Genomic DNA, 24541 nt, shown 5'->3' on the forward strand with positions numbered 1-24541 from the left:
AATCGTTTTGCGGAAGGGATCCCATGAACAGTGCAAGCGCCAAGCGTATCGACATCATCTCGGACACCCACGGTTATCTGTCGCCCGCGCTTTTAGATGAGTTGAGCGGCGCGGACCTGATTATCCATGCCGGCGATCTTACGTCGGAGATGGACTACGAACATCTGCGAACCATTGCCCCCGTGCGAGCGGTTCTGGGCAATAACGACTACTACCGTGATTACGGGCCCGACGTGGATCGATTGGCCCTCTTCACCTACGAAGGACTCAAATTCGCCGTAGCCCACTACCGCGAAGACCTCCCGGTGGGATCCGTGGACGTAGCCATCAACGGTCACACTCACGTAACCAAAGAAACTCAAGTAGGCCGCTGCTTGGTCCTCAACCCCGGCAGTGCTAGCTACCCCAGAGGCACCCGAGGCCCCACCATGGCCAGAATGCTCGTCAAGGACGGCAAGGTCTTAAGCGTCAAGTTTATTGACTTAGATTAACCGCAACAAAAACGGGGGATGCACAATACATCCCCCGTTTCCATTTGAGCCAAAGGCCGAGCTTCAACAAGAACAATCAGACCAACCCCGCCGAGGAGCACGCGGGCTAGCCGCGCAGCGGCGCACGCCCGCAAAACTGGTTGAACATAGTGACGACAGGGAGGGTCTCCGGGGCCGGCTGGCGCGGGTTACGTTTGTCGCGAGTTCCGCACGCAAAGGAAAGCACTTAATGTGCTTTCCGTCTTGCGCAGGACTGTAGAGCAGCAAACTTAACCCGCGCCAGCCGGCCCCGGAGACCCTCCCGGAGGGACCCAAAAAATATTTTCAAAAAAGTTGTTGCGCGGCGAACAGACTTCTGTGTATACTAATCCCCGCAGCGCACGCGAGCGGAAACAAACGCGAACGACTGCCTGGGGAGTTAGCTCAGTTTGGTTAGAGCGCCGGCCTGTCACGTCGGAGGTCGCGGGTTCGAGCCCCGTACTTCCCGCCAACGCAATTAAAGCCACGTCTTTGGACGTGGCTTTTTGCGTTTAATAGGACAACCGCTCGGCCGTCCCTTTCATTCAGCTCCTTGCTTCCGAGATGCGGAAAGGAATTAAGTACATCGGTTTAAACAAGGGGGGTTTGTTGCGCAACACTCGTTCAATGAAACAGGGGGTTAGGTTATACTAAATTCCACTGCAGGCCTAGTCTGATGCAATTTGCTTTGGATTCGACCTTCAGCGGACATCTAATTCACTATTTGGTTGTCCCGGCGGTTATTTAGCGTCTCGACGTAAGCTCGGCCCCGGAGCCCGTTCGAGCTGTTCGTATTCCTTGAAAGGGGAAACATGGACATATCGAGGAAGACTGATTATGCCCTCCGCATGCTTGCGATGCTTGCCGAGGAGCCGGAGCGGTTGCTTTCTGTTCGCACTGCTGCCGAAGAGGTTAATGTTCCGTATTCGTTTGCCCGCTCGATCCAACACGGTTTGGTTCAGGCCGGTATTGTGGAGAGCCTGCGTGGCGTCCACGGCGGTATGCGTCTTAAGGTCAACCCGAGCGAGGTCACTATCCGTCAGGTCGTCGAGGCCGTTCAGGGCCCTATGGTTATGAATGATTGCACGGCACTCGATGGCGACTGTGCACGCAGGGGCACGTGCTGCTATCATCCCCTGTGGGCTGGGGCCCAGGCGCTGATGCGTGACTACCTCGATTCCGTTTCGCTTGACGATGTCGTCGCTCGCCGCCAGTTCCCCGCCGTCGATCCCAAGTTCGCCGACCGCGACGCCTTTCCCGAGTATGCCGTTTGCGCGTGTGCTTGCCGGGAGGAGTAGCGCCGCATAAGGAGCATAGCTATGATTCAGGACCCCTTTCGTTCGATGATTCGTTCGGAAGGGGTTCTGCGTTATCGCGACCTTCCGTGGCGCCGCACACGCGACCCGTACATCATCTGGCTTTCCGAGGTCATGCTGCAGCAGACGCAGGTTCCACGCGTAGAGATGCGCATGCCGGCATGGCTCGACCGCTTTCCGACCGTGCATTCTCTCGCCCAGGCCGCTCCTTCTGATGTTTTGGACGCTTGGCAGGGCATGGGCTACAATCGCCGTGCTTTGGCGCTCCATAAGGCCGCGCAGCGACTCGTGGAGGACTGGGATGGGGAGTTTCCGCGTGATACATGCGACCTGGTCGCGCTGCCCGGTATTGGGCCCGCAACGGCGCAGGGCATTCGGTCGTTTGCGTTTGATCTTCCGGGAGTGTACCTGGAGACCAATGTGCGCACGGTCTTTCTGCATCACTTTTTTCCTGACGTTCCGTCTGTTCCCGATCGCGAGTTGGTGCCGTTGATCCAGGCGGCCTGCCCGGCGGCGCCCGGTGCGGCGGCGGATGAGGCCGCTCCCTTTGCCGTGCCGCTCGACGATGCCGATACGCCGCGCGCGTGGTATTACGCGCTGCTGGATTACGGCGCGTATCTCAAAAAGACGCTGCCCAATCCGTCTAGGCGCTCGGCGGGCTACAGCCGCCAGTCCAAGTTTGAGGGCTCGCGTCGGCAAAAGCGTGCCCATATCGTGCGCATGCTGCTTGCAGCTCGCGACGGACAGCCGGCGGGCATAACGCTTGTTGAAGCTGTTGCAGGCGTTAACAAGATGGAGGCCGCAGCGGGTCGCGAACCGGTTGGTTGCGATTTAATTGCGGGCATTCTTGCCGACCTGGAGCGCGAAGGCTTTTGTCGTGCCGAAGGCGAGCGCTGGCTGAGTGTGTGATGACGCGAATTTGTAGAACAGGATAGTAAGGTTTAGATTCTCGGCATGAGGGTATCCTAAAAAATATGCCGCTCAAAGTCTGTGGGCGGCGCGTATTGAAGGGAAGTACACCTATGGATTTTGAGAATTCTCAAACCAAGAAGAACCTCGAGACCGCTTTTGCCGGTGAGTCCCAGGCGCACACCAAGTATCGTTACTATGCATCCAAGGCCAAAAAGGACGGCTACGTTCAGATTTCGAATATCTTTGCCGAGACGGCGGGCAACGAGTCCGAGCATGCCAAGCTGTGGTTTAAGTACCTGCACGACGGTGCTGTTCCGGATACGCTGGACAACCTGCGCGATGCCGCCGCGGGCGAGAACTACGAGTGGACCACGATGTATGACGAGTTCGCCAAGACCGCCGAAGAGGAGGGTTTTGCCGAGATTGCCGCGAAGTTCCGTGGCGTTGGCGCTGTCGAGAAGGCTCACGAGGAGCGCTATAACAAGCTCGTCGAGCGCATTGAATCGGGCGAGGTGTTTGAGCGCGAGGGCGTAAAGGTGTGGAAGTGCCTGAACTGCGGGCACCTGCATGTTGGTGCCAAGGCGCCCGAGGTGTGCCCGGTTTGCAACCATCCCAAGGCGTACTTTGAGGAGCAGGTGGTGAACTACTAGCGCGTGGCGCTGGCTGCGCTCCGGCTTCGGGCCGTCGCGTGCTCGCTACAGAAAAGCTGATAAGAAGTTTGTGTGCCGCCCCTTTTGGGGCGGCACGTTTTGTTTGGGGTCCCTGTCTTCACAATTTCCGTCAAGCTTTTGGTTAGGTTTTGGTCGGATGGCGCAAGGGCGAAAGGGCAAAAGATTGCTGGCGAAAAAAGCTCAAAGAAAGTGCTGGTAGGGGAGTTGTTGAACTTTTCGACAGTTTTCTGACAAAAGAATCTTTGCGGCTATTGCCGCGGATTTAGTTGCCGCGGCCGCGATGGTGCGGGATGCTGGGCGCAAGCATCGAATGCTCCTATTGAGGAGGCCAACATGGATCTGTTTCTTGAGACCCCGCAGCAACAAGCCGAGCGCATGCTGCGCCAACAGCAGCGGCTTATGGAGATGCAAATGCAAGGGGCAGCCGTCCAGCCTCCTGCGCAAAACGCCGCGACCGCGGTATCGTTTGCGGGTGAGGTGGACCCAGGAGCCTATTCCGTACAGCAAGATTCATATGCGCAGGAGCTTGCGTTCGACAAGCGTCGTGCGCGTCGCCGTCGCTGGGTCCAGCGCCTGCGTACGCTGGCGATGATCGTGTTGATCCCGTTGGGACTCGCGGCAATCTTCTTGGCCTCATATGCCCTCACGTGCATTCTCAACGGCGCCTCGCCCAGCGAAGTGCTCCAACATTTAACAGCTCTCGGCCAGCGCCTGGGCGATGTCGTAACAACCATCCGCGCCGGCTGGGAGAGTTAGCGTTTGTCACATTAGGACTTCTAGGGTGCAGGGATTATCGCCACGAGAAGAATTCTTGCATCCTGTGGGTCCTGTCGTGCGACTGAATAGTATTATTGATGATGATTAATAATATGATTTGCTATGCATAAGCAGGATTTAGAGCAGACTCTTTTGGGTATTGACGAAGAGGCGGAGCTGGAAATAGGTCCAAGAGACGATAGACCGAGCGTTGTATTGGTGGGAGGGAGCGCCTTCATGCTTAACGATGTGACGAATCGGTCGGTTACACATGACATTGATGTGTTTGAGGCAGACAGGTGCCTCCGCGAGATCATAGCTCGATATCCCGAGGTGAATGGTATGGCGGTGGCATATTGTAATCAGATGCCATTCAATTACGAAGATCGTTTGATTCCCTTGGATATTGGGGCGCGTTTTATCAGGTACTTTACGCCATCCTTGGAAGACCTAGCGGTAATGAAGCTCTATGCCTACCGTCCGAACGACATCATCGATCTTCATAGCCAGGCATTCGTCGACCGACTTGATTGGGGACTGCTCGAACGGCTTATATTCGACGAGGGCGAGGCGCTGGCGTCGTCGCCTTCGGAGCGGAGTTATCAAGAGATGGTCTGCGCATACAGGCAATACAAAAAGGAGGTGCTCGGTTGAATCTGACCTTTGAGGGATTCTTAAAAGGCTATTGCCGAGAGCTATCCGGACAGCAGTCGCTCAGTTTTAGAAAACTGGTTAAGCAGGCGACGACGGTTGCGCCGCGCGTGGCGGAGCCCCTGTTTTTGCTTGCTTTGGCGCAGGGTAAAGCCGAATACGTTCTGGGCTTATCCGAGGGTTCGTGGATGGAAGAGGATTACCGAGGCGTTTTGTCCTTGTACGCCCAAACGGGTAGCCTGGCATCTCTATGCGCCGAGGACAAACTCCCTAATCGTTATGCCAACGTTTGGCGTGCGTATAGAGCGGTGAAGGAAAAGCCAGTGGCGGACAGAAGGATCAACGCTCTGATGCGAAAAAGAACGTTGGGAGCGCTAGGGGAATCGGGCGTAACGCGCTACGGTCTCTGCCGCGATTTGAATCTGAATAAGGGAAACGTGTACGCATACTTAGCCGGCGATGACTCAAAGGTGAGCAGGGAGACGGCGCGCCGCATTATGGAATATGCGGAGGAGAGGGGCGCCCAAGAAGGGGCCGGGCGCCCGGTGCGTGTGGCGGGGTAAGATTGATCGCGGTTTTGATTGATGATCGATTGGGTTCGTTGGGCGGAGTCTATGTCTGCTGTTGATATTGTGCTGGTCGTGATCGCCTTGGTAGCGGTAGGAGTGGCTGTGGCTTGCGCCCTGCAGCTCAAGGGCCTTCGCGCCGAACTGCGAGAGCGCAGCGATGGCGGTGCGGAGGCGATGGCGGCACTCGAGCAGGCCAACAACGCGCTCGATGCCCTGAACGTCGCGCTGGCCGAAACCCGCCGCACGGCCAATGCCATCGCGCAGCAGCAGACGACAGATGCGGCCGTGGAGCAGCAACGTTACCTGAACATCGCACGCGAGTTTTCGCAAGCTGGTGACCGGATGGATGACCTGCGCCGCGAGACGGCCCAACAACTTGGTGCCAACCGCGAGGGCATCGAGCACCGCCTGGACAAGGTGCGCGAGACGGTCGATGCTCAGCTGGGTGCTATCCGCAAAGACAACAACGTGCAACTCGATCAGATGCGCGCGACGGTGGACGAGAAGCTCTCCCGCACGCTCAACGATCGCCTGTCGGCATCGTTTAAGCAGGTGAGCGACCAGCTCGAGGCCGTGTACAAGGGCCTGGGCGACATGCAGTCCATCGCCACCGGCGTGGGCGACCTTAAGCGCGTGCTGGGCAACGTAAAGGCGCGTGGCATTTTGGGCGAGGTACAGCTGGGTGCAATCCTGGCGGACATCCTTACGCCCGACCAGTATCTGGAAAACGTCGCCACCAAGCCCGGCGCCTCGGAGCGCGTTGAGTTTGCCGTCAAGCTGCCGGTAGACGAGGACGATCCCGTGCTGCTGCCGATCGACTCCAAATTCCCGGGTGACGCATATGAGCATCTGCTCGACGCCCAGGAGTCGGGTGACGCTGAGGCCGTCGCCGCTGCGCGTAAGACGCTCGACGCCATGGTCAAGCGCGAGGCCAAGGACATCTGCGAAAAGTACCTGAGTGTGCCGGCAACGACCAACTTTGGCATTATGTTCGTGCCGTTTGAGGGGCTGTACGCCGAGGTTGTCAGTCGTCCGGGACTTATCGAGACCCTGGGCCGCGACTATCACGTCAACGTTGCCGGTCCCAGCACCATGGCAGCTATCCTCAACAGCCTGCAGATGAGCTACCAGACGTTTAGGCTGCAAAAACGCACCGATGACGTGCTGCGCGTGCTTTCTGCCGTCAAGGCCGAGCTGCCGCGCTATCAGGCGGCGCTGCGCCGCGCTCAGCAGCAAATCGAGACCGCGGGAAAGACGGTCGAGGGCATCATCACCACGCGCACCAACGTCATGGAGCGCAAGCTCAAGGACATCGACGCGCTAGAAGACGCCGACCAAGCTGATGAGATCTTGGGACTCACGCCCGCGGGCTTTCTCACAGACCAAGAAGACGAGGAATAATTACAACAAGACGGTGGGGCGCCGGCGCAAACGCGGGCACCCCGCTGCTTTTCGCATCGTGCTTGCCTGAAGTGCGCTTTAGTATGCAACAATGACGTTTAGCCCCGCCATATGTGAAAGGAAGCCCATGTCACAGAGAAGCACCAGTCCGCTCAAACGCTCAACCGTGCGCCGCACGCTGCAGCGTTTTTGGGACGTCACGCGCACGCAGCCGCTGATCGTCTTTCTCTCGGTGCTCTCGTCGGCGGGCTACATCTTTTTGCTCACGTTTGCCAACACCTACGTGATGGCGCTTATCGTCGACCGCGTCCAGGCCGGCCCCGTGGCGGGCGACCGGGTGTTTGAGGTCTTTGGCCCCTACATTCTGGCGCTTGTGCTCGTTAACCTAGTGGGCCAAATCCTCTCCAAGCTGCAGGATTACACCGTCTACAAGCTCGAGATTGCGGGTAACTATCACTTGGCGCGCCTGTGCTTCGACACGCTCTCCAATCAATCCATGACATTCCACACCAGCCGTTTTGGTGGATCGCTTGTGAGCCAGACGAGCCGTTTTATGAGCGGCTACACGGGGCTGGTGGACGTGACGGTGTATTCGCTCATTCCCACTATCACCTCGGTTGTCTGCACGGTGGCGGCGCTCGCTCCGGTGGTGCCGACGTTTACCGTGATCCTGGTGGGCATTATGGTCGTCTACATCGCGTTTGTCTGGCTCATGTATAAGCGCATCATGCCGCTTTCGGCCGCGACGTCCGCCGCGCAGAACAAGCTGTCGGGCGTGTTGTCCGACGCCGTCACGAACATCCTGGCCGTCAAGACCTGTGGGCGCGAAGACTTTGAGCGCGACCTGTTCGATGCTGCCGACCGCGCTGCGCGCGACGCCGAGACGGTTTCGATGCACGCCATGATGCAGCGCAACTTTACGACCTCGGGCCTTATCGTCATCACCATGGCCGTAGTGAGCGTGTTCGTCGCGGGCGGTAACGCGTGGTTTGGCATCTCTGCCGGCGCGCTCGTCATGATCTTTACCTATACGTACAACCTCACCATGCGTCTGAACTACGTAAGCTCCATGATGCAGCGCATTAACCGCGCGCTGGGCGATGCGGCCGAGATGACGCGCGTGCTGGACGAGCCGCGTCTGGTGGCAGACGACGAGAACGCTCCCGAGCTCAAGGTGGGCGAGGGCGCGATTGATTTTGAGCACCTGAGCTTTGCATACCGCGACGCCGCGGCGGGCGAGAGCGTGTTCGACGACCTGACGCTCCATGTGGCGGCGGGTCAGCGCGTGGGCCTGGTGGGCAAATCGGGCTCGGGCAAGACGACGCTCACCAAGTTGCTGCTGCGCCTGGACGACGTACAGGGCGGTCGCGTACTCGTGGACGGTCAGGATGTCTCGCGCTGCACGCAGCAGAGCCTGCGCCGCCAGGTTGCCTACGTGCCGCAGGAGGCGCTGCTGTTTCACCGCTCCATTCGCGAGAACATCGCCTACGGCCGCCCCGACGCCACCGACGAACAGATCCGCGAAGCGGCCCGCTTGGCCAATGCCCTGGAGTTTATCGACCGCCTGCCCCGGGGCTTTGACACCATGGTGGGCGAGCGCGGCGTTAAGCTTTCGGGCGGTCAGCGCCAGCGCGTGGCCATCGCCCGTGCCATCCTCACCGACGCGCCGATTCTGGTGCTCGACGAGGCGACTTCTGCCCTGGATAGCGAGTCCGAGGCGCTGGTGCAGGAGGCGCTTGAGAACCTGATGCGCGGCCGTACCTCCATTGTGGTGGCACATCGCCTGTCCACCGTGGCGGCGCTCGACCGCATCGTGGTGCTGGCGGACGGCGAGATTGTCGAGGACGGTACGCATGCGCAGCTTGTCGAGGCGGGTGGCGAGTACGCAAGCTTGTGGGGCCGCCAGACCGGCGCATTTTTGGAGGCGTAAAGACCCCATACGTGGGACAATCGTGCCCATAGGTAATTATGCCGCCAATCCGAGGAGTCGTTATGCCACGCGAGACCAATGCCGCCAAGCGCGAGCGCGCCGTTGAGGTGTGCGAGCGCCTTAACCGTCGCTATGGCCCGGTTGAGTGCTTTTTGGACCACGAGAATCCCTATAGGCTGCTCATAGCAGTGTTGCTCTCGGCGCAGACGACCGACGCGCAGGTCAACAAGGTGACGCCGAAGCTGTTTGCCCAGTGGCCCACGCCCGAGGCCATGGCGGGGGCGAGCGTTGCCGATGTGGCAGATACCATTAAGTCGCTCGGCTTCTATAAGAGCAAAGCCAAGCATGCCGTGGAGGCCGCACAGATGATCGTCGCCGATTACGGCGGCGAGGTGCCGGCCGACATGAAGGAACTCGTTAAGCTGCCGGGCGTGGGACGCAAAACGGCGAACATCGTGCTCAACGTTGGGTTTGGCATTGTCGAAGGCATCGCGGTGGATACGCACGTCAACCGCATCGCGCACCGTCTGATGCTGAGTCCCAAGACGCACGCCAAAGAGCCGCTCAAGACCGAGCAGGATCTGCTCAAGATTTTGCCGCACGAGTATTGGGAATCGGTCAACCACCAGTGGATCACCTTTGGCCGCGAGATCTGCGATGCCCGCAAACCCAAGTGCGACGAGTGCCCACTGGCAGACCTTTGCCCGAGCATGCGCGTTTTGGGGTAGCTGTTTGGCGTGCGCTGGCGTGTTCACCTCATGCGCTACCATGATAATCAATACTTTTGACGCACGACCCGCCGAGCTTGCCTCGGCGGGCTTTTGGCGTTGCGATGCCGGAGGAACAGCATGCTCATTCACCGTATAGCCGCGCAGCTCTACACTGCCGAGGCCTTGCAAACCGTCGAGGCCGGGCTCGACGCCGGCGAGGATGTGACGCTGGCCGTGTCGCAGTCGGGCCGCACGCTTATGGCGGCTGCTCAGTTTGCGCGCCGCCCGCGCCCTACGGTCTACATTGTGAGCGGCGAGGACGCGGCCGATCGCGCCGCGCGCAGCCTGGCCGCCTACGTGGGCCTGGCGCACGTGTGCCGCTTTCCCGAGCGCAAGGACTATCCGTGGCGCGAGCAGGCGCCCGACGATGCCGTGGTGGCGCAGCGCTGCGAGGCTCTGGGGCGTATCGTGCGCGGGGACAACTGCATCATGGTTGCCTCGGCCCGTGCATTGCTGCGTTGCGTGCCGCCAGTCGAGAGCCGCTACTGGGAGTCCACGACCTTTGCGGTGGGCGAGGAGATTCCTTTTGACGAAGTGCCGCAGCGCCTGGTGGGCATGGGCTACACCAATGCCGGCGCCGCCGACGCACCCGGCCTGTTCCGCGTGCACGGCGACACCGTCGAGGTATTCCCTGCACAAGAGAAAGCGCCCGTGCGCATTGAGTTCTTTGGCGACGAAATTGATCGCATTCGCCGTATGGTGAGCTCCACGGGCCAAACCATCGGCAACGAGGACAGCATCGAGATCTTCCCGTGCCGCGAGCTGGCGCTTACCGACGAAGCCGTTCACAACATGCACGTGGCGCTCTATCGCGCAAGCCAGAGCGACAGCAAGCTGGCGGCACTGCTCGAGATGGTTGATGCGCGTATCGTCACACCCGAGCTCGACCGCTTTTTGCCGGTGATGTACGGCCAGACCGTGAGCCCGTTGGCGCACGTGAGCGGCAAGGCGCTTGTGGTCCTGTCCGAGCCGCGCTCGCTGTTCGACGACTGCCTGCGTGCCTACGAGGATATCGAGGCGCGCGCCGGCGAGGCGGGGATTGACCGCTTGGACGGCCTGTACGTGCGCGCCCAGCAGCTCGACTTTGGTGCTCAGCAGCGCCTGAACTACGTGAGCCTGATCCGCGCCGGCGGTGCGGTTACGGCAGAGCTCAAGATTGAGCAGCCGGCTATCGCAGGCTCGGACAACCGCTTTATGACGCGCGTTCAGGAAGTCGTGGGCAAGCGCTATGCCTGCGTGTTTGCCATTCCCGACCGCGGAGCGCGCGAGTCGATGGAGCTCACCTTTGGCGACGAGGGCATTACCTTTGAGGAGTCGCTGACGGCCGCCCCCGAAAATGCCGGCGTTATTGGCGAGCGCGTACGCGTGGCAGCGGCAGATTCTGCCGACCGTGCTGCCCGCCAGGAGGCCCATGCCTCGATCCGCGAGCGCCGCGTCGACGCGCTCAACGCCCGATCGCTCGAGGCGGGCGCCGCCCAGGCTGCCGCCGGTGCTGCCGTACCCACCATCTCGCGCGGACGCGTGACCTTTGTGGATGCTGCCCTGCCGCAGGGCGTGGTGGTGCCCGATGCCAACCTAGCCGTGTTCTCGATCGCCGATCTCAATGCCCGCATGGACGCCAACCGCGTGCGCAGCCGTCGCAAGGTGGACATTACGCAGATTACGTTTCCGTTTAAGCCGGGCGACTACGTGGTGCACGCTACCCACGGCATCGCGCTCTTTAGCGAGATCGCGCGCCAGGAAGTGGGCGGCAAGGAGCGCGACTACTTTTTGCTGGAATATGCCGACGGCGACAAGCTCTACGTGCCGCTCGAGCAGGTCGACCGCATCACGCGCTATGTTGGTCCCGACGGCGACAAGCCTCGCCTGACTAGGCTCAACACCGCCGACTGGACGCGTGCCACCAACAAGGCGCGCAAGAACGCCAAAAAGCTGGCGTTTGACCTGGTCGATCTGTATACGCGCCGTTCTTCGATTACCGGTATCGCCTGCCCGCCCGACACGCCCGAGCAGATCGAGATGGAGGAGAGCTTTCCTTACGACGAGACGCGCGACCAGCTGGAGGCTATCGCCGATATTAAGGCCGACATGGAGGCGCCCAAGCCCATGGACCGCCTGCTCTGCGGCGACGTGGGCTTTGGCAAGACCGAGGTCGCCCTGCGCGCGGCGTTTAAGTGCGTGGACTCCGGCCGTCAGGTCATGGTGCTCTGCCCCACGACCATTCTGGCCCAACAGCACTACGAGACCTTCTTTGAGCGCTTTGCCCCGTTTGGCCTCGAGGTCGAGGTGCTCAGCCGCTTTCGCACGCCGGCGCAGCAGAAGCGCGCGCTCAAGGCGTTTGCCGAGGGCACGATCGACGTGCTCATCGGCACGCATCGTTTGCTTTCGGCCGATGTGAACCCCAAGAACCTGGGTTTGGTGATCATCGACGAGGAGCAGCGCTTTGGCGTGCAGCACAAGGAGCAGCTCAAAAACCTGCGCGAGCAGATTGACGTGCTCACGCTTTCGGCAACGCCTATTCCGCGAACCATGCAGATGGCCACGAGCGGCGTGCGCGACATGAGCCTGATCACCACGCCACCGACCGGGCGCCGCCCCGTGATCGTGCACGTGGGGGAGTACGACCCCGACGTGGTGAGCGCGGCGATTCGCCTGGAGGTGGGCCGCGGCGGCCAGGTGTACTACGTGTCCAACCGCGTCAAGACCATCGACGACGCCGTGGCGCACGTGCACGAGGCCGCGCCCGAGGCGCGCGTGGGCGTGGCGCACGGCAAGATGAGCCCGCGCGAGGTCGAGGACGTGATGATCGAGTTTGCGACCAAAAAGATCGACGTGCTCATCGCCACGACCATCGTGGAGAGCGGCATCGACAACGCGACCGCCAACACGCTCATCATCGAGGATTCGCAGCGCTTGGGTCTGGCGCAGCTCTACCAGCTCAAGGGCCGCGTGGGCCGTTCTGCCACGCAAGCCTACGCGTACTTTATGTTCCCGGGCGAGCTGCCGCTCACCGAGGAGGCTACGGCGCGCCTGACCGCACTCTCCGAGTTCCAGGACCTGGGCAGTGGCATGCGTATCGCCATGCGCGACCTGGAGATTCGCGGCGCCGGCTCGCTCATGGGCGCCGAGCAGCACGGCAACCTGTCGAGCGTGGGCTTTGACCTGTTTACGCAGATGCTGGGCCAGGCCGTGGCCGAGGCGCGCGGCGATGACGATGCCGGTGTGGAGGCCGCGAGCGTGGGTATCAACCTGCCGGCCGACTACTTCTTGTCCGAGGAGTACCTGCCGGCGGTGGATCAGCGCGTGCTCGTATACCGTAAGCTTGCGGCGGCCGGGGACCTGGAGAGCATCGACGAGGTGCAGGAAGAGACCGAGGCCGCGCATGGCGAGCTGCCGTTGGCGGGGCTCAACCTGTTCAATCGCGCGCGAATCCGCATTCGCGGCGAGCGCCTGGGGCTCGAGAGCGTTACGCTTAGCGGCGGTCGCATCACGTTTTTGGGCGTCGACGTTCCCAAGAAGGTGGCCTATGAGCTTAAGACCCGCTATGGCGCGGTGAACTTCCCCAAGAGCCGCAAACTGTCGGTGCCCTACAAGGCGGGCGCCGGCGCGGGCAGCGGCCTGGGTCGCGGTCTCGACGCCAACGACGGCACCGGCCCCGTGGCCGCGGCACTCATGCTGCTGCAGCAGCTGGGCACGTCCGACGATGACTAACGGGTCGACGCCGTAAACGCCCCATTTGGGCAATCTGGTTCCATCGAAAGGAAAGCATGTTCGGGTACATCTATAAGAAAGACGCCGCTGCTATCGCGGTTATCCTTGCCCTCTGCCTGGGCGTGGGCAGTTTCTTCGATTATCAGATCTCGAGCGCGCTGTTCAACATCGGCAGTATGTACGGCCGCTTTATCGAGGCGACCGGCGAGCTGCCGTTTGAGCTGACGGCGAGCGTCGCGGGCGTTATGCTCGTGCGCGCGGTGCGTCCCGACTCCAGGGGGAGCAAATGGCTCGCCGTGCTCGGCATCCTCGTCAATGTTGGCCTGACCGGCTACGAGATCGTTTCGTCCCTGAGGGTTGGCGGCAAACTCATCGCGGCTCAGTTGGTGCTGACGTTTGTGCTGGCCATCGTCGCCAACCTTATCGTCTATCGCCTCACGCGCACGACCGAGCCCGACGAGCTCACACGCTGGGCGCTCATGGTGCTTGCCGTGTGGGTCGCTCAGGCCATCATCCTCAACGTGATCGTCAAGCCGCTGTGGTCGCGCCCGCGCATGCGCGTGGTCGAGGTGACGCCGGGGCTCGAGTTTCAGCCGTGGTGGGTGATCGGCAACCCCGACAAGCGGGCCTATATTGCCGCCGGTGTAGTCAAGGACGGCTTTAAGTCGTTTGCGAGCGGACACGCGGCGCACGCGGCGATCGGCCTTATGCTCGCCGGGCTTCCCGCAGCGGCCTTTAAGGAAAAGCCGTCGCGCCGTCGTGTGGTCTTTTGGACGGCGGCTGTGGTTGTCGCGTTCGTCGCGTTTGGCCGCATCGTGATCGGAGCGCACTTTTTGAGTGATGTGAGCTGCGGTTTTGCTCTGGTGCTGGCACTTGAGTGCCTTGCCGCGCGCATTGCCTATCCCAGCGGCGTACAATAGCTCCGTTTGAATCATCTGGCCGATACCCGGTAAGAGAGGATTGCCATGCTCGCGTTTAACAACGATTATTCCCACGGCGCACACCCGGCGGTGCTGCAGGCGCTCGTCGACACCAATATGGAGCCGCAGCCCGGATACGGTACCGATGCGCATACCGAGCGTGCCAAGCAGCTTATCCGCGAGGCCTGTCAGGCCCCCGATGCCGACGTGTTTTTTCTGGTGGGCGGCACGCAGGCCAACGCGACGGTGATCGACATGCTGCTCGCGCCGTACGAGGGCGTCGTTGCTGCCGAGACTGGCCACGTCGCCTGCCACGAGGCGGGCGCCATCGAGTTTGGCGGCCACAAGGTGCTCACCATCCCCGGCTACGAGGGCAAGATGCACGCCGAGGACCTTGAGAACTATATCCAGGTGTTCTACGAAAACGAGAGCTACGAGCACACGGTGTTCCCGGGTGCCGTGTACGTGAGCCTATCGACCGAGTACGGCACGCTGTACTCCAAGGCCGAGCTCGCGGCGATTCACGCAGTGTGCCAGAAGCGCGAGATTCCGCTGTTTGTGGACGGTGCTCGCCTGGCCTATGCGCTGGCGGCCGATGAGTGCGACATTACCCTGCCCGAGCTGGCGCAGCTGTGCGACGTGTTCTACATCGGCGGTACCAAGTGCGGCGCGCTCTGCGGCGAGGCTGTGGTGTTCTGCGGTATGCACGCCCCGGCGCATCCCATTCCGCGTATTAAGCAGCATGGCGCGCTGCTTGCCAAAGGCCGCCTGACGGGCGTGCAGTTCGAGGCTCTTTTTACCGATGGCCTGTATTTTGGGATTGGGCGCCAGGCGATCGAGACGGCTCAGGCGCTTCGTCGCGTGCTGCACGAGCGCGGCTACCAGTTCTTTTTGGAGACGCCGACCAACCAGCAGTTTGTGATTCTGCCCAACGAGGACATGGGCCGCATTCGCGAGCATGCCTCGATTGAGTACTGGGAAAAGTACGACGAGACCCACACGGTGGTACGCTTTTGCACCAGCTGGGCCACGACGCAGGAGGACATCGACGCGTTGGCGGCTGTCCTGTAGCCTGATGTAGTGACAAGGGGCTGCCCTGCGCCTGAGCTTGGCGCAGGGCAGCCTTTGTTTTTGAGGGGGAAGGGTTGTATGACCGAAATGTCCGAGCCGACGATTCGCCTGGCGACGCCCGACGATGCGCCGGCGTTGCTTGCCATCTATGAGCCGTATGTGCGCCAGACGGCGATTACCTGCGAATACGAGGTTCCGAGCGTTGAGGAGTTCGCCGGGCGTATCGAGCGTACGCTCAAGCGCTACCCGTATTTGGTGATGGAGCTGGACGGGCGTCCGGTAGGCTATGCCTATGTGAGTCCGCTCAACAGCCGCGAGGCATACGACTGGTCGGTCGAGACGTCGATCTACCTGGCGCGCGATGTGCGCCACGGCGGGCTGGGCCGCAAGCTGCACGATGCGCTCAAGCAATGCCTGATTGCGATGGGCATCACCAACATGTGCGCGCTCATCGCCGTGCCGCACGACAAGGACGACGAGTACCTGACGCACAACAGCCAGGATTTCCATGCCCATATGGGGTATCGCCTGGTGGGTGCCTTCGACCGCTGCGCCCAAAAGTTCGGTCGCTGGTACGACATGTGTTGGATGGAGCTGGTCCTAGCCGATCGCACACCCAACCAGCCCAAACCAACCTGGTTCCCCGACCTCCCCAAACCTACCATTTAGGGACAGGTTTATTTTGGCAGGTTAGCCGATGGGTTCGGTGTATTTGGCGCGGTCGGTGCGTTGGATGCGCTTGGAGACATGGAGCGGTCGGCCGTCGGTGTCGTAGACGTAGTCGGTGATCAGGATCAGCGCCTGCCCGCGCTCAACGTTGAGCAAAAACGCCTCGTTTTGCGAGGCATAGCACACCTCAAAGGTCTTATGCCCCTGTGCCGGTGCGCGATGGAACTCCTGTCGCAGCGTGGCGTAGAGCGAACCGTTGATATCGCGATCGATGAGCGTCTCGAAGCTTGGCGGCAGGTAGGTGGTCTCCAGGCACAGCGGCGCGTCGTCCAGGTAGCGCAGGCGGACAAGTTTGACGAGCTTGCTGCCCACGGCGGCGTCAAAGAACTTAGCTATGCTGCCGGCCGCCTTGGCAAAGCCCGAGTCCACGGTGCGCGTGGTGGGCTTCATGCCCTGGCCTTCGACCTGCTTGGTATAGCTCGAAAACACCAGGTTGTTCTCGTGGAGCGCGGGCGTGTCGGCCACAAAGGCGCCACGCCCGCGCTCGGTGCGCACCAGGCCCTCATCAACGAGCACCTTAAGGGCGTGGCGTACGGTGCTGCGTGACAGCCCCGATTCGTCCATGAGTTCCATCTCGGACGGCAGCTTGTCTCCGCGCGCATACGTGCCGGCAGCGATGCGATCGCGCAGCGTGCCCGCCAAGCGCTCGTATTGGGTCAGTTTCTTTTTAGATGTGACGCCCATATTGCCAACCTATATCTAACCTGTATGCTTACCTAAGCAAGCATGTATTTAATAAAACAATAAAACTGCTGGTAGCGAGCTACCGAAAACCGCAGCAGCAAAATTTCTAAGACAAATATAGCATACAACTAGTCGACATAACCAAAACATGTATGTAACTTGTATGCCTGTGATGAGCATCAAACGAGAAGAAAGGCTGATGCACGATGACCACTCAGGAACAGGTTAAGGATGTCGTCTCCCAGGTTTTGGCCGACAAGGCAGACAAGGGCGGCATCAAGCGCGTCGTGTGGATCGGCGCCGGCGGATCCAACGGCGGTAACTATCCTGCCCAGTACTTTATGGAGCACGAGGCCACGCAGGTCGTGAGCTCCAGCTACACCAGCAACGAGTTCGTGCACGCCACCCCTGCCTACGTTAACGAGAACACCTTGGCCGTCGTCGTGTCCATGCGCGGCACCAAGGAGACTATCGTCGCCGCCCAGGTCGCCAAGGACCACGGCGCCAGCACCATCGCCATCTATGTTGACGAGTCCGCCCTCACCGAGGTCTGCGACTACAAGATTCAGTACGACAGCCTGGCCGTCGACGAGTCCTGCATGGGCCGCACCAACTCCGCCGTCGTGACCATGATCGCCATGGAGCTCACGCAGCAGACCGAGGGCTATGCCGAGTACGAGACCGCTATGGCCGCCTTCGACTTGGTCGACCCCATCTATCGCAAGGCCGTCGAGTACACCCGTCCGCTTGCTGCCAAGTGGGCCGAGCAGAACGCCGACAAGCCCTGCATCAACGTGATGGCTCAAGGTCCGCTCTTTGGTGCCGCCTACGTCTTTAGCATCTGCAACGTGCAGGAGATGCTACAGATCGACTCCTGCACCATCAACACCTGCGACTTCTTCCATGGCCCCTTCGAGATCCTGGACAAGCGCACTTCGCTGTTCCAGCTCATCAGCGTCGGCCGCAGCCGCTGCAACGACGAGCGCGGCATCCGCTTCGTCAACCAGTACGGTGGCGAACGCGTCTATCAGCTCGACGCCAAGGAGCTCGGCCTCAACGACATCAAGGACAGCGTGAGCGAGTACTTCAACCACCTGATCTTCGCGCCGATCCTCAACAACGTGTACATGCGCGCACTCTCTGCCGTCACCCACAAGGACTATATGACGCGCCGCTACATGTGGAAGCTTGAGTATTAGTTCCGCCGTTCTACCGAACGGCGGACCAGCCGACGCTGCGCGCCCGGCATTTGGCCAATCTGCCGTTCAATTTCAAAGGCGCGACCAAAAGGTCAGCGCCTTTTCATTTCACGGCACCTTGGCTCAAATGACGGGCGCTCGCTGACGTTGCCAAAACGTCGGCGTCGCCGTGTCTGTCAAGGGGCCGGTGCATTGGGGGCGGGTTACTTTGCACCAAGTTGGTCCTAGTCGTTGGGGACGTACTTAAACGACTAGTCATTCAGGAACGTCCCCAATGACTAGTCGTTTAAGTACGTCCCCAATGAGTATGTGGGGGAGCAGATTTTTCCGTTCGGCGATTTGTGGCTTGAAAATTGTATATAACGACTATAACGTAGTATGAAACATATTGGAAACAATACCGAGGAGGCTGCGTTGAAGAAAAGCAATCTGGGCTATGTGCTGGTGCTGATCGCCGCGCTTATGTGGGGCAGCATCGGAATCTTTGTAAACGGCATCTCGGCCATGGGCGTTTCGTCTCAGAGCATGGCGGCCTTTCGCCTGTTGTCGGGTGCCGTCTTAATGGCTCCGGTCTTGGCGTTCATGGGTTGCCAGGGAGGTGCTCGTGAGGGAAAAGCATCGGGTCCGCTGGCCCTGTTCAAGGCAAGCCCTAAAGAGCTTGTTCCCTGCGCGCTTGTCGGTATCGTCGGTTTGGCCGCCGCCAACACCTGCTATTACGAGTGCATGGGCGAGGTGGGCATGTCCACGGCCTCGGTGCTGCTCTACACCTCGCCGGTGTTTGGCGTCATGCTCGGCCGCGTGCTTTATCGCGAGGACGTGACCCCTAACAAGCTCGTTGCCATTGTCTTTAATATCGTTGGCTGCGTGCTTGCAGTGACCAATGGCGACCTTTCCGGTTTTCATTTTTCGGTTTGGGGCGTCACGTCGGGTGTGATTGCAGGCCTTTGTGGTGCGTCGCTCGCGGTGTTTAGCCGAATAGCAACCAAGACGGTCCACCCACTGGCTGTCACGTTTTGGGGCTTTGTTTTTGGCGGTGCGGTTATGGCAGCTATCGCGGCTCCGTGGCCGGATGTCGCCGCGGCAATGTCGCCACAGCTGCTGCTGCTGTTCCTTGGCTTTGGACTCATCCCCACAGCCGTGGCTTACATCTTATATATGCAGGGTCTGTCCATGGGGCTCGAGACGTCGAAAGTTCCCGTCGTAATGTCATTCGAGACAGTTGTCACCGTACTGCTGGGCATTGGTGTCTACGCCGAGCCCGCCGGCGCGATCAAAGTCCTGGGCATCGTGCTGGTGCTCGCGTCCATCCTGATTATGAATACCGACTTCTCCAAGCTGCGCAACAGTGTGTTTGTCGGTCATGTCATTGAGAGCATGACCTTTAAGCCCAACGCGTGGTGGACGGAGAAATCGCAGGACATGGATCTGTTTAAGGAACGCACCGGCATCGCGCTGGAGCCCACCGTACAGGAAAGTCCCTGGTACTTCGTGCGATAGGGAATTGCGTGCGGCATCCGACCTGGGGTTATCCAGCCAGTGCCCGCCTACCCAGCCCCAATGTTTCGAGCACGTTAAACCCGTAAACGGTCGATTTTTAACCGCGAACGGTCTTTATACTAATTATCAATGTAAGTAGCGTATAAGACGTTATAATGACCATAACGAAAAGGAGGAGGCAAGATGAATCAGATCATTCTCGCATCTCATGGCGGCCTGGCCGCAGGCGCCAAAGACACGCTCGAGATGGTTCTCGGCGACGTGTCGAACGTCCACGTCGTGTCGCTTGCTCGTGACGACAAGGAGCCCATCACCAATAAGGTGGACGCCATGATCGCCACGTTCAACGCGGACGACACCGTCTATGTGCTGACCGATATGCTCGGCAGCTCGGTCAACAACAGCATGGTCGAGCTTTCCAAGAACGGCACGAAGTTCACGGTTGTCAGCGGTTTCAACATCCCGCTGGCGCTCACGCTCGCTATGAGCCCCGCCCCCGTCAAGGGCACCGAGCTCGCGGCCCTCATCAACGAGGCCCGCACTGGTCTGACCAACCCCAACGCACCGGTCGAGGCCGTCGCGGCTCCCGCCAAGAAGGCCAAGGCGTCCCGTCACAGCTCCGGTCCCGCCAAGATCGTCCTCGCACGTCTTGACTACCGTCTGCTGCACGGTCAGGTCGTCTTTACCTGGACCACCAAGGTTCAGGCTGAGCGCATCATCGTCGTCGACAACGCTGCCGCCAACGATGACATCAAGAAGGGCGCTCTTAAGCTGGCCAAGCCCCAGGGCGTGCGCCTGAACGTCTTCACCGTCGAGCGTGCCCTCGCCAAGATGGACAAGCTCAACACCCTCGGCGAGCGCGTCATGTTCGTCTTTGGCAACACTGCCGAGATGCTGCAGTTCTGCCAGGGCTACAAGCTCGACGCCATCAACCTGGGCGCTACCGCCAACCACGACGGTGCCGATCAGGTCGGCGGCAAGGACAGCTCCGTCTTCTTCGACGCCACGCAGAAGGCCGACATCAACCAGCTGCTCGACATGGGCATCAAGCTCTATGTCCAGCAGACCCCCACGTATCAGAGCGTCGACATCGACGCCAAGCTGTAGTCAACCAGGCTTTTGCCTGACTGAAAGGAGAAGGGTATGAATACGTTCATCAGTGCGGTGCTCGTCGGCCTCGTCGGCGTGTTCTGCATGTGGGACTCCCGCCTGCTCGGTCGTCTTAACTTCGAGCAGCCCCTCGTTGGCGCTACGCTCGTCGGTCTGCTGCTGGGCGATGTGCCCACCGGCCTTGCCGTCGGTGCCGCCGTCGAGCTCGTGTCCATGGGCCTGGTGCAGGTCGGTGCTGCCGTTCCGCCCGATATGGTCCTGGGCGGCATCGTGGCCGCTGCCTTTGCGTGCCTGACCGATGCTTCCGCCGAGACCGCCATGACGATCGCCATCCCGGTCGCCGTCCTGGGTCAGCTCCTCGGCATCGTGTTCCGTTCCATCATCGCCGCCCTCACCCATGTGGCAGATAGCGCGATCGATAACGGAAAGTTCAAGACTGCCTACCGTATGCACATCTGCGTCGGCACTGGTCTGTACGCCGTCATGTACTTCCTGCCGATCTTCCTCGCCGTCTTTGTTGGCACCGACCTGGTTCAGGCCATCGTCAACATGGTCCCCGAGTGGCTGTCCACTGGTCTTAACGTTTCGACCAAGATCATGACCGCCTACGGCTTGGCCCTGCTGCTCACCATGATGATCAAGAAGGGTATGACTCCGTTCCTGTTCATCGGCTTCCTGCTCGCCGCTTACCTCAACCTGTCCGTCATCGCGGTCGCTCTGATCGGTGTGTGCCTGGCTGTCGTCTTCATGGGCTTCAAGTTCAACGGTTCCCATGCAGCCGCCGGTGTCGATTCCGACTACGATCCGCTCGAAGACGACGAAGACTAAGGAGGAACACACTATGGCAACCGCAACCAAGGACGTGTCCCTGAACAAGAAGGTCAGCCAGTTCTTCTGGCGCTCCTGGGCCATCCAGGCCTCTTGGAACTACGAGCGTCAGATGAACATGGGCTTCCTCTATGGCATGGTTCCCACGCTCGATCGCCTCTATCCGGATGAGTCCGACCCCAAGCAGCTCGCTGCCAAGAAAGAGGCTTATCGCCGTCACATGGCGTTCTACAACTGCACTCCGCAGACGAGCGCTTTCGTCCTGGGCCTCGCCGCCTCCATGGAGGAGGAGTACGCCAAGGATCCCGAGAACTTCGATCCCGATTCGATCAACGCGGTCAAGACCTCCCTCATGGGTCCGCTTTCCGGTATTGGTGACTCCTTCTTCCAGGGCACCATCCGCGTTATCGCCTTTGGTCTGGGCGTTCAGCTGGCTCAGCAGGGCTCCATCATGGGCCCGATCCTGGCCATGCTCATCTCCATCGTGCCCTCCGTGCTGATCACTTGGTTCGCAGCCAAGATGGGCTATCAGGGCGGCCACGAGTACCTGAGCAAGCTTCAGGGCGGCGACCTCATGGAGAAGCTCATGTATGTCTGCGGCATCGTGGGTCTTATGTCCGTGGGCGGCATGATCGCTACGCTGATCGGCGCCACCACCCCGCTGCAGTTCGCTGACGGCACCGTCGTGATCCAGGACATCCTGGACGGCATGATGCCCCAGATGATTTCCCTTGGCCTCACCGGCCTTATGTACTGGCTCATCAAGAAGAACATCAACACCGGTTGGCTTCTTGTGATCGCCATCGTGGGCGGCATCGCCCTCTCCGCGGCCGGCATCCTGGCCTAGTCGCGCCCAAGCGTCTAACCGCTTTCCCCGGGGAGCCTGCCTGGCATCCCATACCCCAGGCAGGCTCCCATCCCTAAATGTGTCAAAGGGACAGTCCCTATGTCACATCTTCAATGGGCCGGCGACTCGGTCCAAATCACGGTAACCCTGCGCACGTCCGGCAAAGTGGCGCCGCAAAAATCGAAAGGAATGTGTCAGATGTACGAGATCGACCTTAACCTCCCTAAGCAGATCGTAGCTGACGTCCTGTCCAACCACGAGATCCACAGCGTCGCCTTCGTCGGCTGCGGCGCTTCCATGTCCGACCTTTACCCCGCCAAGTACTTCCTGGCCAACAACACGGACAAGCTGAACGTTCAGATCTTCACCGCAAACGAGTTCAACTACGACACGCCCTCCTGGGTCAACGAGCACACCTTCGTGATCACCTGCTCCCTCGGTGGCTCCACGCCCGAGACCGTCGAGGCCAACAAGACCGCCAAGAAGCACAACTGCCCGGTCGTCTCCCTCACCAACAAGGCCGGCTCCGCTCTGACCGTCGACGCCGACCACGTCATCATCCACGGCTTCCACGCCAACTACGCTGCCAAGTGCGAGAAGCCCGGCTATGCCATCGCTCTTGCTCTCGAGATCCTTCAGCAGACCGAGGGCTATGACCACTACGAGGACATGATCACCGGTCTCACCAACGTCTTCGACCTCTGCGAGAACGCCGCTCAGTCCTGCAAGAAGCTCGCCAAGAAGTTCGCCGAGGACTTCAAGGACGACAAGATGATCTACTTCATGGCTTCCGGTGCCTCCGAGAAGATGGCTTATTCTCACGCCGCCTTCCTGTTCACCGAGATGCAGTGGATCGACGCCGCCGCCTACAACACCGGCGAGTACTTCCACGGCCCGTTCGAGGTTTCCACCGAGGGTAAGCCCTACGTCTTCTTCATGTCCGATGGCGCTACCCGTCCGATGGACGCCCGCGCCCTCACCTTCCTTGAGCGCATGGGCGCCAAGGTCGCTCTGATCGACTCCAAGGACTACGGCCTGGCTGACGCCGTGCCCGCGAGCGTCGTCACCTACTTCAACCCGCTGCTGCACCTCGCCGTTATGCGCGAGTACGGCAACCAGATCGCCGAGGCCCGTCAGCACCCGCTGACCATGCGTCGCTACATGTGGAAGCTTTCCTACTAATCACAAGTAAGTAGACCTTACGGGTTGATTGAGAGGGGATGGGGTTTTCGCCCCGTCCCCTTTTTTGCTTTGGGGGCGTGTTTGTCGCGCCGCAAACCCCAGATAAAACCCATCAAAATAAACCTGTCCCTTTTTGGCAGGTGGGAGGAGATGCGTATGATCAAGGCAGTGCTGTTTGACATGGACGGCGTGCTGGTCGATACCGAGTGGTTCTACAACCGTCGCCGCGTGGCGTTTATGGAAGAGAAGGGGTTCCACTTTGACGAGATCCCCGACCTTTCGGGGTCTAACGAGCCGGCCATTTGGAAGGCGCTGGTGCCCGACGATGTTGAGCTGCGTGAGCGCCTGCGCGTGGAGTACAAGCAGGTCTACAGCCCGCACCACCCCGTTCCGTATGCCGAGCTTCTCAACGAGCAGACGGAGCCGGTGATGCGTGAGCTGCATGAGCGCGGCGTGAAGTGTGCCATCGCGAGCTCGTCCTATCGCGAGCTGATCGACGAGCTGGTGGAGATTGCCGGCATCGCCGACGTGCTGGACTACACCATCAGCGGTCACGAGTGCAGTGCGTTTAAGCCCGACCCCGAGATCTACCAGCGTGCCATGGAGGCGCTGGGGGTGGAGCCTGCCGAGTGCCTGGTTATCGAGGATTCGCCTCTGGGCATCGAGGCTGGCAAGCGCTCTGGCGCCCGCGTCCTGGCGCTGCGTCCGCACGAGGGCGTCAACCTGGACCAGTCTGCCGCCGACGTTGTCATCGACAATCTGTGCGACATCCTACCTGCCATTTAGGGACAGGTTTATTTTGGCAGGTTTTATCTGGGCAAATGCCGAATTCGCCGTGAAGGGATCGCTCTCTTCACGGCGTTTTTCTTTAAAGGCTTTAGCCTGTGCGGGGCGCACAGCGCGCCGCATCAGAAACCACCCGCTATGCGGGTGGGGCCAAACGGCTTTACAAAGCCGCCCCCTCGCCGGACACTTGCGATTGTTCAGGCCGCAAGGAATCCGAGTCGAGAGGGCGGTGGTGGCGTATGGCCCAGAAGGCCTACAGCCTGTCGCACACGAAGTGGATGTGCAAGTACCACGTCGTGTTCACGCCGAAGTATAGGCGCAAAGTCATCTACAACCAAATAAGGTCCGACCTTGGGGAGATCTTCAGGAAGCTCCCTTGAGTATCAACTTTATCCGAACACCTCCCACATTCATCCGTACATGTGCGGATGAATGTGGGAACCCGATACCCTGAGGGCCGGATCGGCCGGCCCCGGGAGATCGGAGGACGGT

The 24541-nt window shown here is 60.3% G+C and carries 22 protein-coding genes, 1 tRNA gene and 1 pseudogene; 23 read left to right on the forward strand and 1 reads right to left on the reverse strand.

Going from position 1 to position 24541, the window contains the following annotated elements; genetic code table 11:
• Positions 1–23 precede the first annotated feature (23 nt).
• The 15 genes from ACTQ40_RS05870 to ACTQ40_RS05940 all read left to right on the forward strand — a co-directional run bounded on the left by ACTQ40_RS05870 (position 24) and on the right by ACTQ40_RS05940 (position 15856).
• Complete coding sequence (locus ACTQ40_RS05870; protein ID WP_441537355.1) at positions 24–491, forward strand: YfcE family phosphodiesterase; 468 nt, start codon at positions 24–26, stop codon at positions 489–491.
• A 412-nt stretch (positions 492–903) separates the two neighbouring features.
• Positions 904–981: transfer RNA gene (locus ACTQ40_RS05875), tRNA-Asp, on the forward strand.
• Between the two features lie 340 nt (positions 982–1321).
• Positions 1322–1807 carry an RrF2 family transcriptional regulator gene (locus tag ACTQ40_RS05880; RefSeq protein WP_154518481.1) on the forward strand — a complete coding sequence of 162 codons (486 nt, stop codon included), beginning with the start codon at positions 1322–1324 and terminating at the stop codon, positions 1805–1807.
• A 21-nt stretch (positions 1808–1828) separates the two neighbouring features.
• Complete coding sequence (locus ACTQ40_RS05885; protein ID WP_441563587.1) at positions 1829–2734, forward strand: adenine glycosylase; 906 nt, start codon at positions 1829–1831, stop codon at positions 2732–2734.
• Between the two features lie 113 nt (positions 2735–2847).
• The gene (gene rbr / locus ACTQ40_RS05890) at positions 2848–3387 is read left to right on the forward strand and encodes a rubrerythrin (RefSeq protein ID WP_154518486.1); all 540 of its coding nucleotides are present in this window, start codon (positions 2848–2850) and stop codon (positions 3385–3387) included.
• A 354-nt stretch (positions 3388–3741) separates the two neighbouring features.
• Complete coding sequence (locus ACTQ40_RS05895) at positions 3742–4164, forward strand: hypothetical protein (RefSeq protein ID WP_441563588.1); 423 nt, start codon at positions 3742–3744, stop codon at positions 4162–4164.
• Between the two features lie 123 nt (positions 4165–4287).
• Positions 4288–4818, forward strand: coding sequence for a DUF6036 family nucleotidyltransferase (locus ACTQ40_RS05900; protein ID WP_441563589.1), 531 nt, complete (start codon positions 4288–4290; stop codon positions 4816–4818).
• Entirely contained in the window at positions 4815–5378 is a 564-nt protein-coding gene (locus ACTQ40_RS05905; RefSeq protein WP_154518499.1) for a transcriptional regulator, read from the forward strand. The genes ACTQ40_RS05900 and ACTQ40_RS05905 overlap by 4 nt, the downstream gene beginning before the upstream one ends.
• Before the next feature lie 51 nt (positions 5379–5429).
• Entirely contained in the window at positions 5430–6785 is a 1356-nt protein-coding gene (locus tag ACTQ40_RS05910; protein ID WP_441563590.1) for a DNA recombination protein RmuC, read from the forward strand.
• A gap of 127 nt (positions 6786–6912) precedes the next feature.
• Complete coding sequence (locus tag ACTQ40_RS05915; protein ID WP_441064177.1) at positions 6913–8715, forward strand: ABC transporter ATP-binding protein; 1803 nt, start codon at positions 6913–6915, stop codon at positions 8713–8715.
• A 62-nt stretch (positions 8716–8777) separates the two neighbouring features.
• Entirely contained in the window at positions 8778–9443 is a 666-nt protein-coding gene (gene nth / locus ACTQ40_RS05920) for an endonuclease III (RefSeq protein WP_427719497.1), read from the forward strand.
• Between the two features lie 120 nt (positions 9444–9563).
• Positions 9564–13196 (forward strand): transcription-repair coupling factor, encoded by a 3633-nt coding sequence (mfd, locus tag ACTQ40_RS05925; protein WP_441563591.1) that lies wholly within the window; start codon positions 9564–9566, stop codon positions 13194–13196.
• Between the two features lie 56 nt (positions 13197–13252).
• Positions 13253–14116 (forward strand): phosphatase PAP2 family protein, encoded by an 864-nt coding sequence (locus ACTQ40_RS05930; protein WP_441540429.1) that lies wholly within the window; start codon positions 13253–13255, stop codon positions 14114–14116.
• Between the two features lie 45 nt (positions 14117–14161).
• Positions 14162–15187: a threonine aldolase family protein gene (locus ACTQ40_RS05935; RefSeq protein WP_441563592.1), complete on the forward strand. Its 1026-nt coding sequence runs from the start codon at positions 14162–14164 to the stop codon at positions 15185–15187.
• 78 nt (positions 15188–15265) lie between these two features.
• On the forward strand, positions 15266–15856 hold the full coding sequence (locus ACTQ40_RS05940) for a GNAT family N-acetyltransferase (RefSeq protein ID WP_441563593.1): 591 nt from the start codon (positions 15266–15268) through the stop codon (positions 15854–15856).
• Positions 15857–15877: 21 nt separating this feature from the next.
• Here the strand turns inward: ACTQ40_RS05940 and ACTQ40_RS05945 are convergent, their stop codons facing one another.
• Positions 15878–16600 (reverse strand): GntR family transcriptional regulator, encoded by a 723-nt coding sequence (locus tag ACTQ40_RS05945; RefSeq protein ID WP_427747834.1) that lies wholly within the window; start codon positions 16598–16600, stop codon positions 15878–15880.
• Positions 16601–16806: 206 nt separating this feature from the next.
• On the opposite strand from ACTQ40_RS05945, the gene ACTQ40_RS05950 reads away from it, so the two are divergent.
• The 8 genes and pseudogenes from ACTQ40_RS05950 to ACTQ40_RS05985 form a co-directional block, all read left to right on the forward strand.
• Positions 16807–17799: an SIS domain-containing protein gene (locus ACTQ40_RS05950; RefSeq protein ID WP_427719490.1), complete on the forward strand. Its 993-nt coding sequence runs from the start codon at positions 16807–16809 to the stop codon at positions 17797–17799.
• Between the two features lie 414 nt (positions 17800–18213).
• Positions 18214–19296, forward strand: a complete 1083-nt coding sequence (locus ACTQ40_RS05955) for a DMT family transporter (RefSeq protein ID WP_427719488.1) — start codon at positions 18214–18216, stop codon at positions 19294–19296.
• A 183-nt stretch (positions 19297–19479) separates the two neighbouring features.
• A complete protein-coding gene (locus tag ACTQ40_RS05960) occupies positions 19480–20403 on the forward strand; it encodes a PTS mannose/fructose/sorbose transporter subunit IIAB (protein WP_154518543.1) in 924 nt (307 codons plus the stop codon).
• 36 nt (positions 20404–20439) lie between these two features.
• On the forward strand, positions 20440–21234 hold the full coding sequence (locus tag ACTQ40_RS05965; protein ID WP_154518546.1) for a PTS mannose/fructose/sorbose/N-acetylgalactosamine transporter subunit IIC: 795 nt from the start codon (positions 20440–20442) through the stop codon (positions 21232–21234).
• A 13-nt stretch (positions 21235–21247) separates the two neighbouring features.
• Complete coding sequence (locus tag ACTQ40_RS05970; protein WP_441038992.1) at positions 21248–22081, forward strand: PTS system mannose/fructose/sorbose family transporter subunit IID; 834 nt, start codon at positions 21248–21250, stop codon at positions 22079–22081.
• Positions 22082–22279: 198 nt separating this feature from the next.
• Positions 22280–23263 (forward strand): SIS domain-containing protein, encoded by a 984-nt coding sequence (locus ACTQ40_RS05975; RefSeq protein WP_229770738.1) that lies wholly within the window; start codon positions 22280–22282, stop codon positions 23261–23263.
• A gap of 156 nt (positions 23264–23419) precedes the next feature.
• A complete protein-coding gene (locus ACTQ40_RS05980; RefSeq protein ID WP_154518552.1) occupies positions 23420–24049 on the forward strand; it encodes an HAD family hydrolase in 630 nt (209 codons plus the stop codon).
• Between the two features lie 239 nt (positions 24050–24288).
• Positions 24289–24423: pseudogene (locus ACTQ40_RS05985) on the forward strand (transposase); the annotation flags it as partial.
• Positions 24424–24541: the final 118 nt, after the last annotated feature.

It is taken from the genome of Collinsella sp. Sow4_D11 (assembly GCF_052116465.1).
In the GTDB taxonomy this organism is placed as follows: domain Bacteria; phylum Actinomycetota; class Coriobacteriia; order Coriobacteriales; family Coriobacteriaceae; genus Collinsella.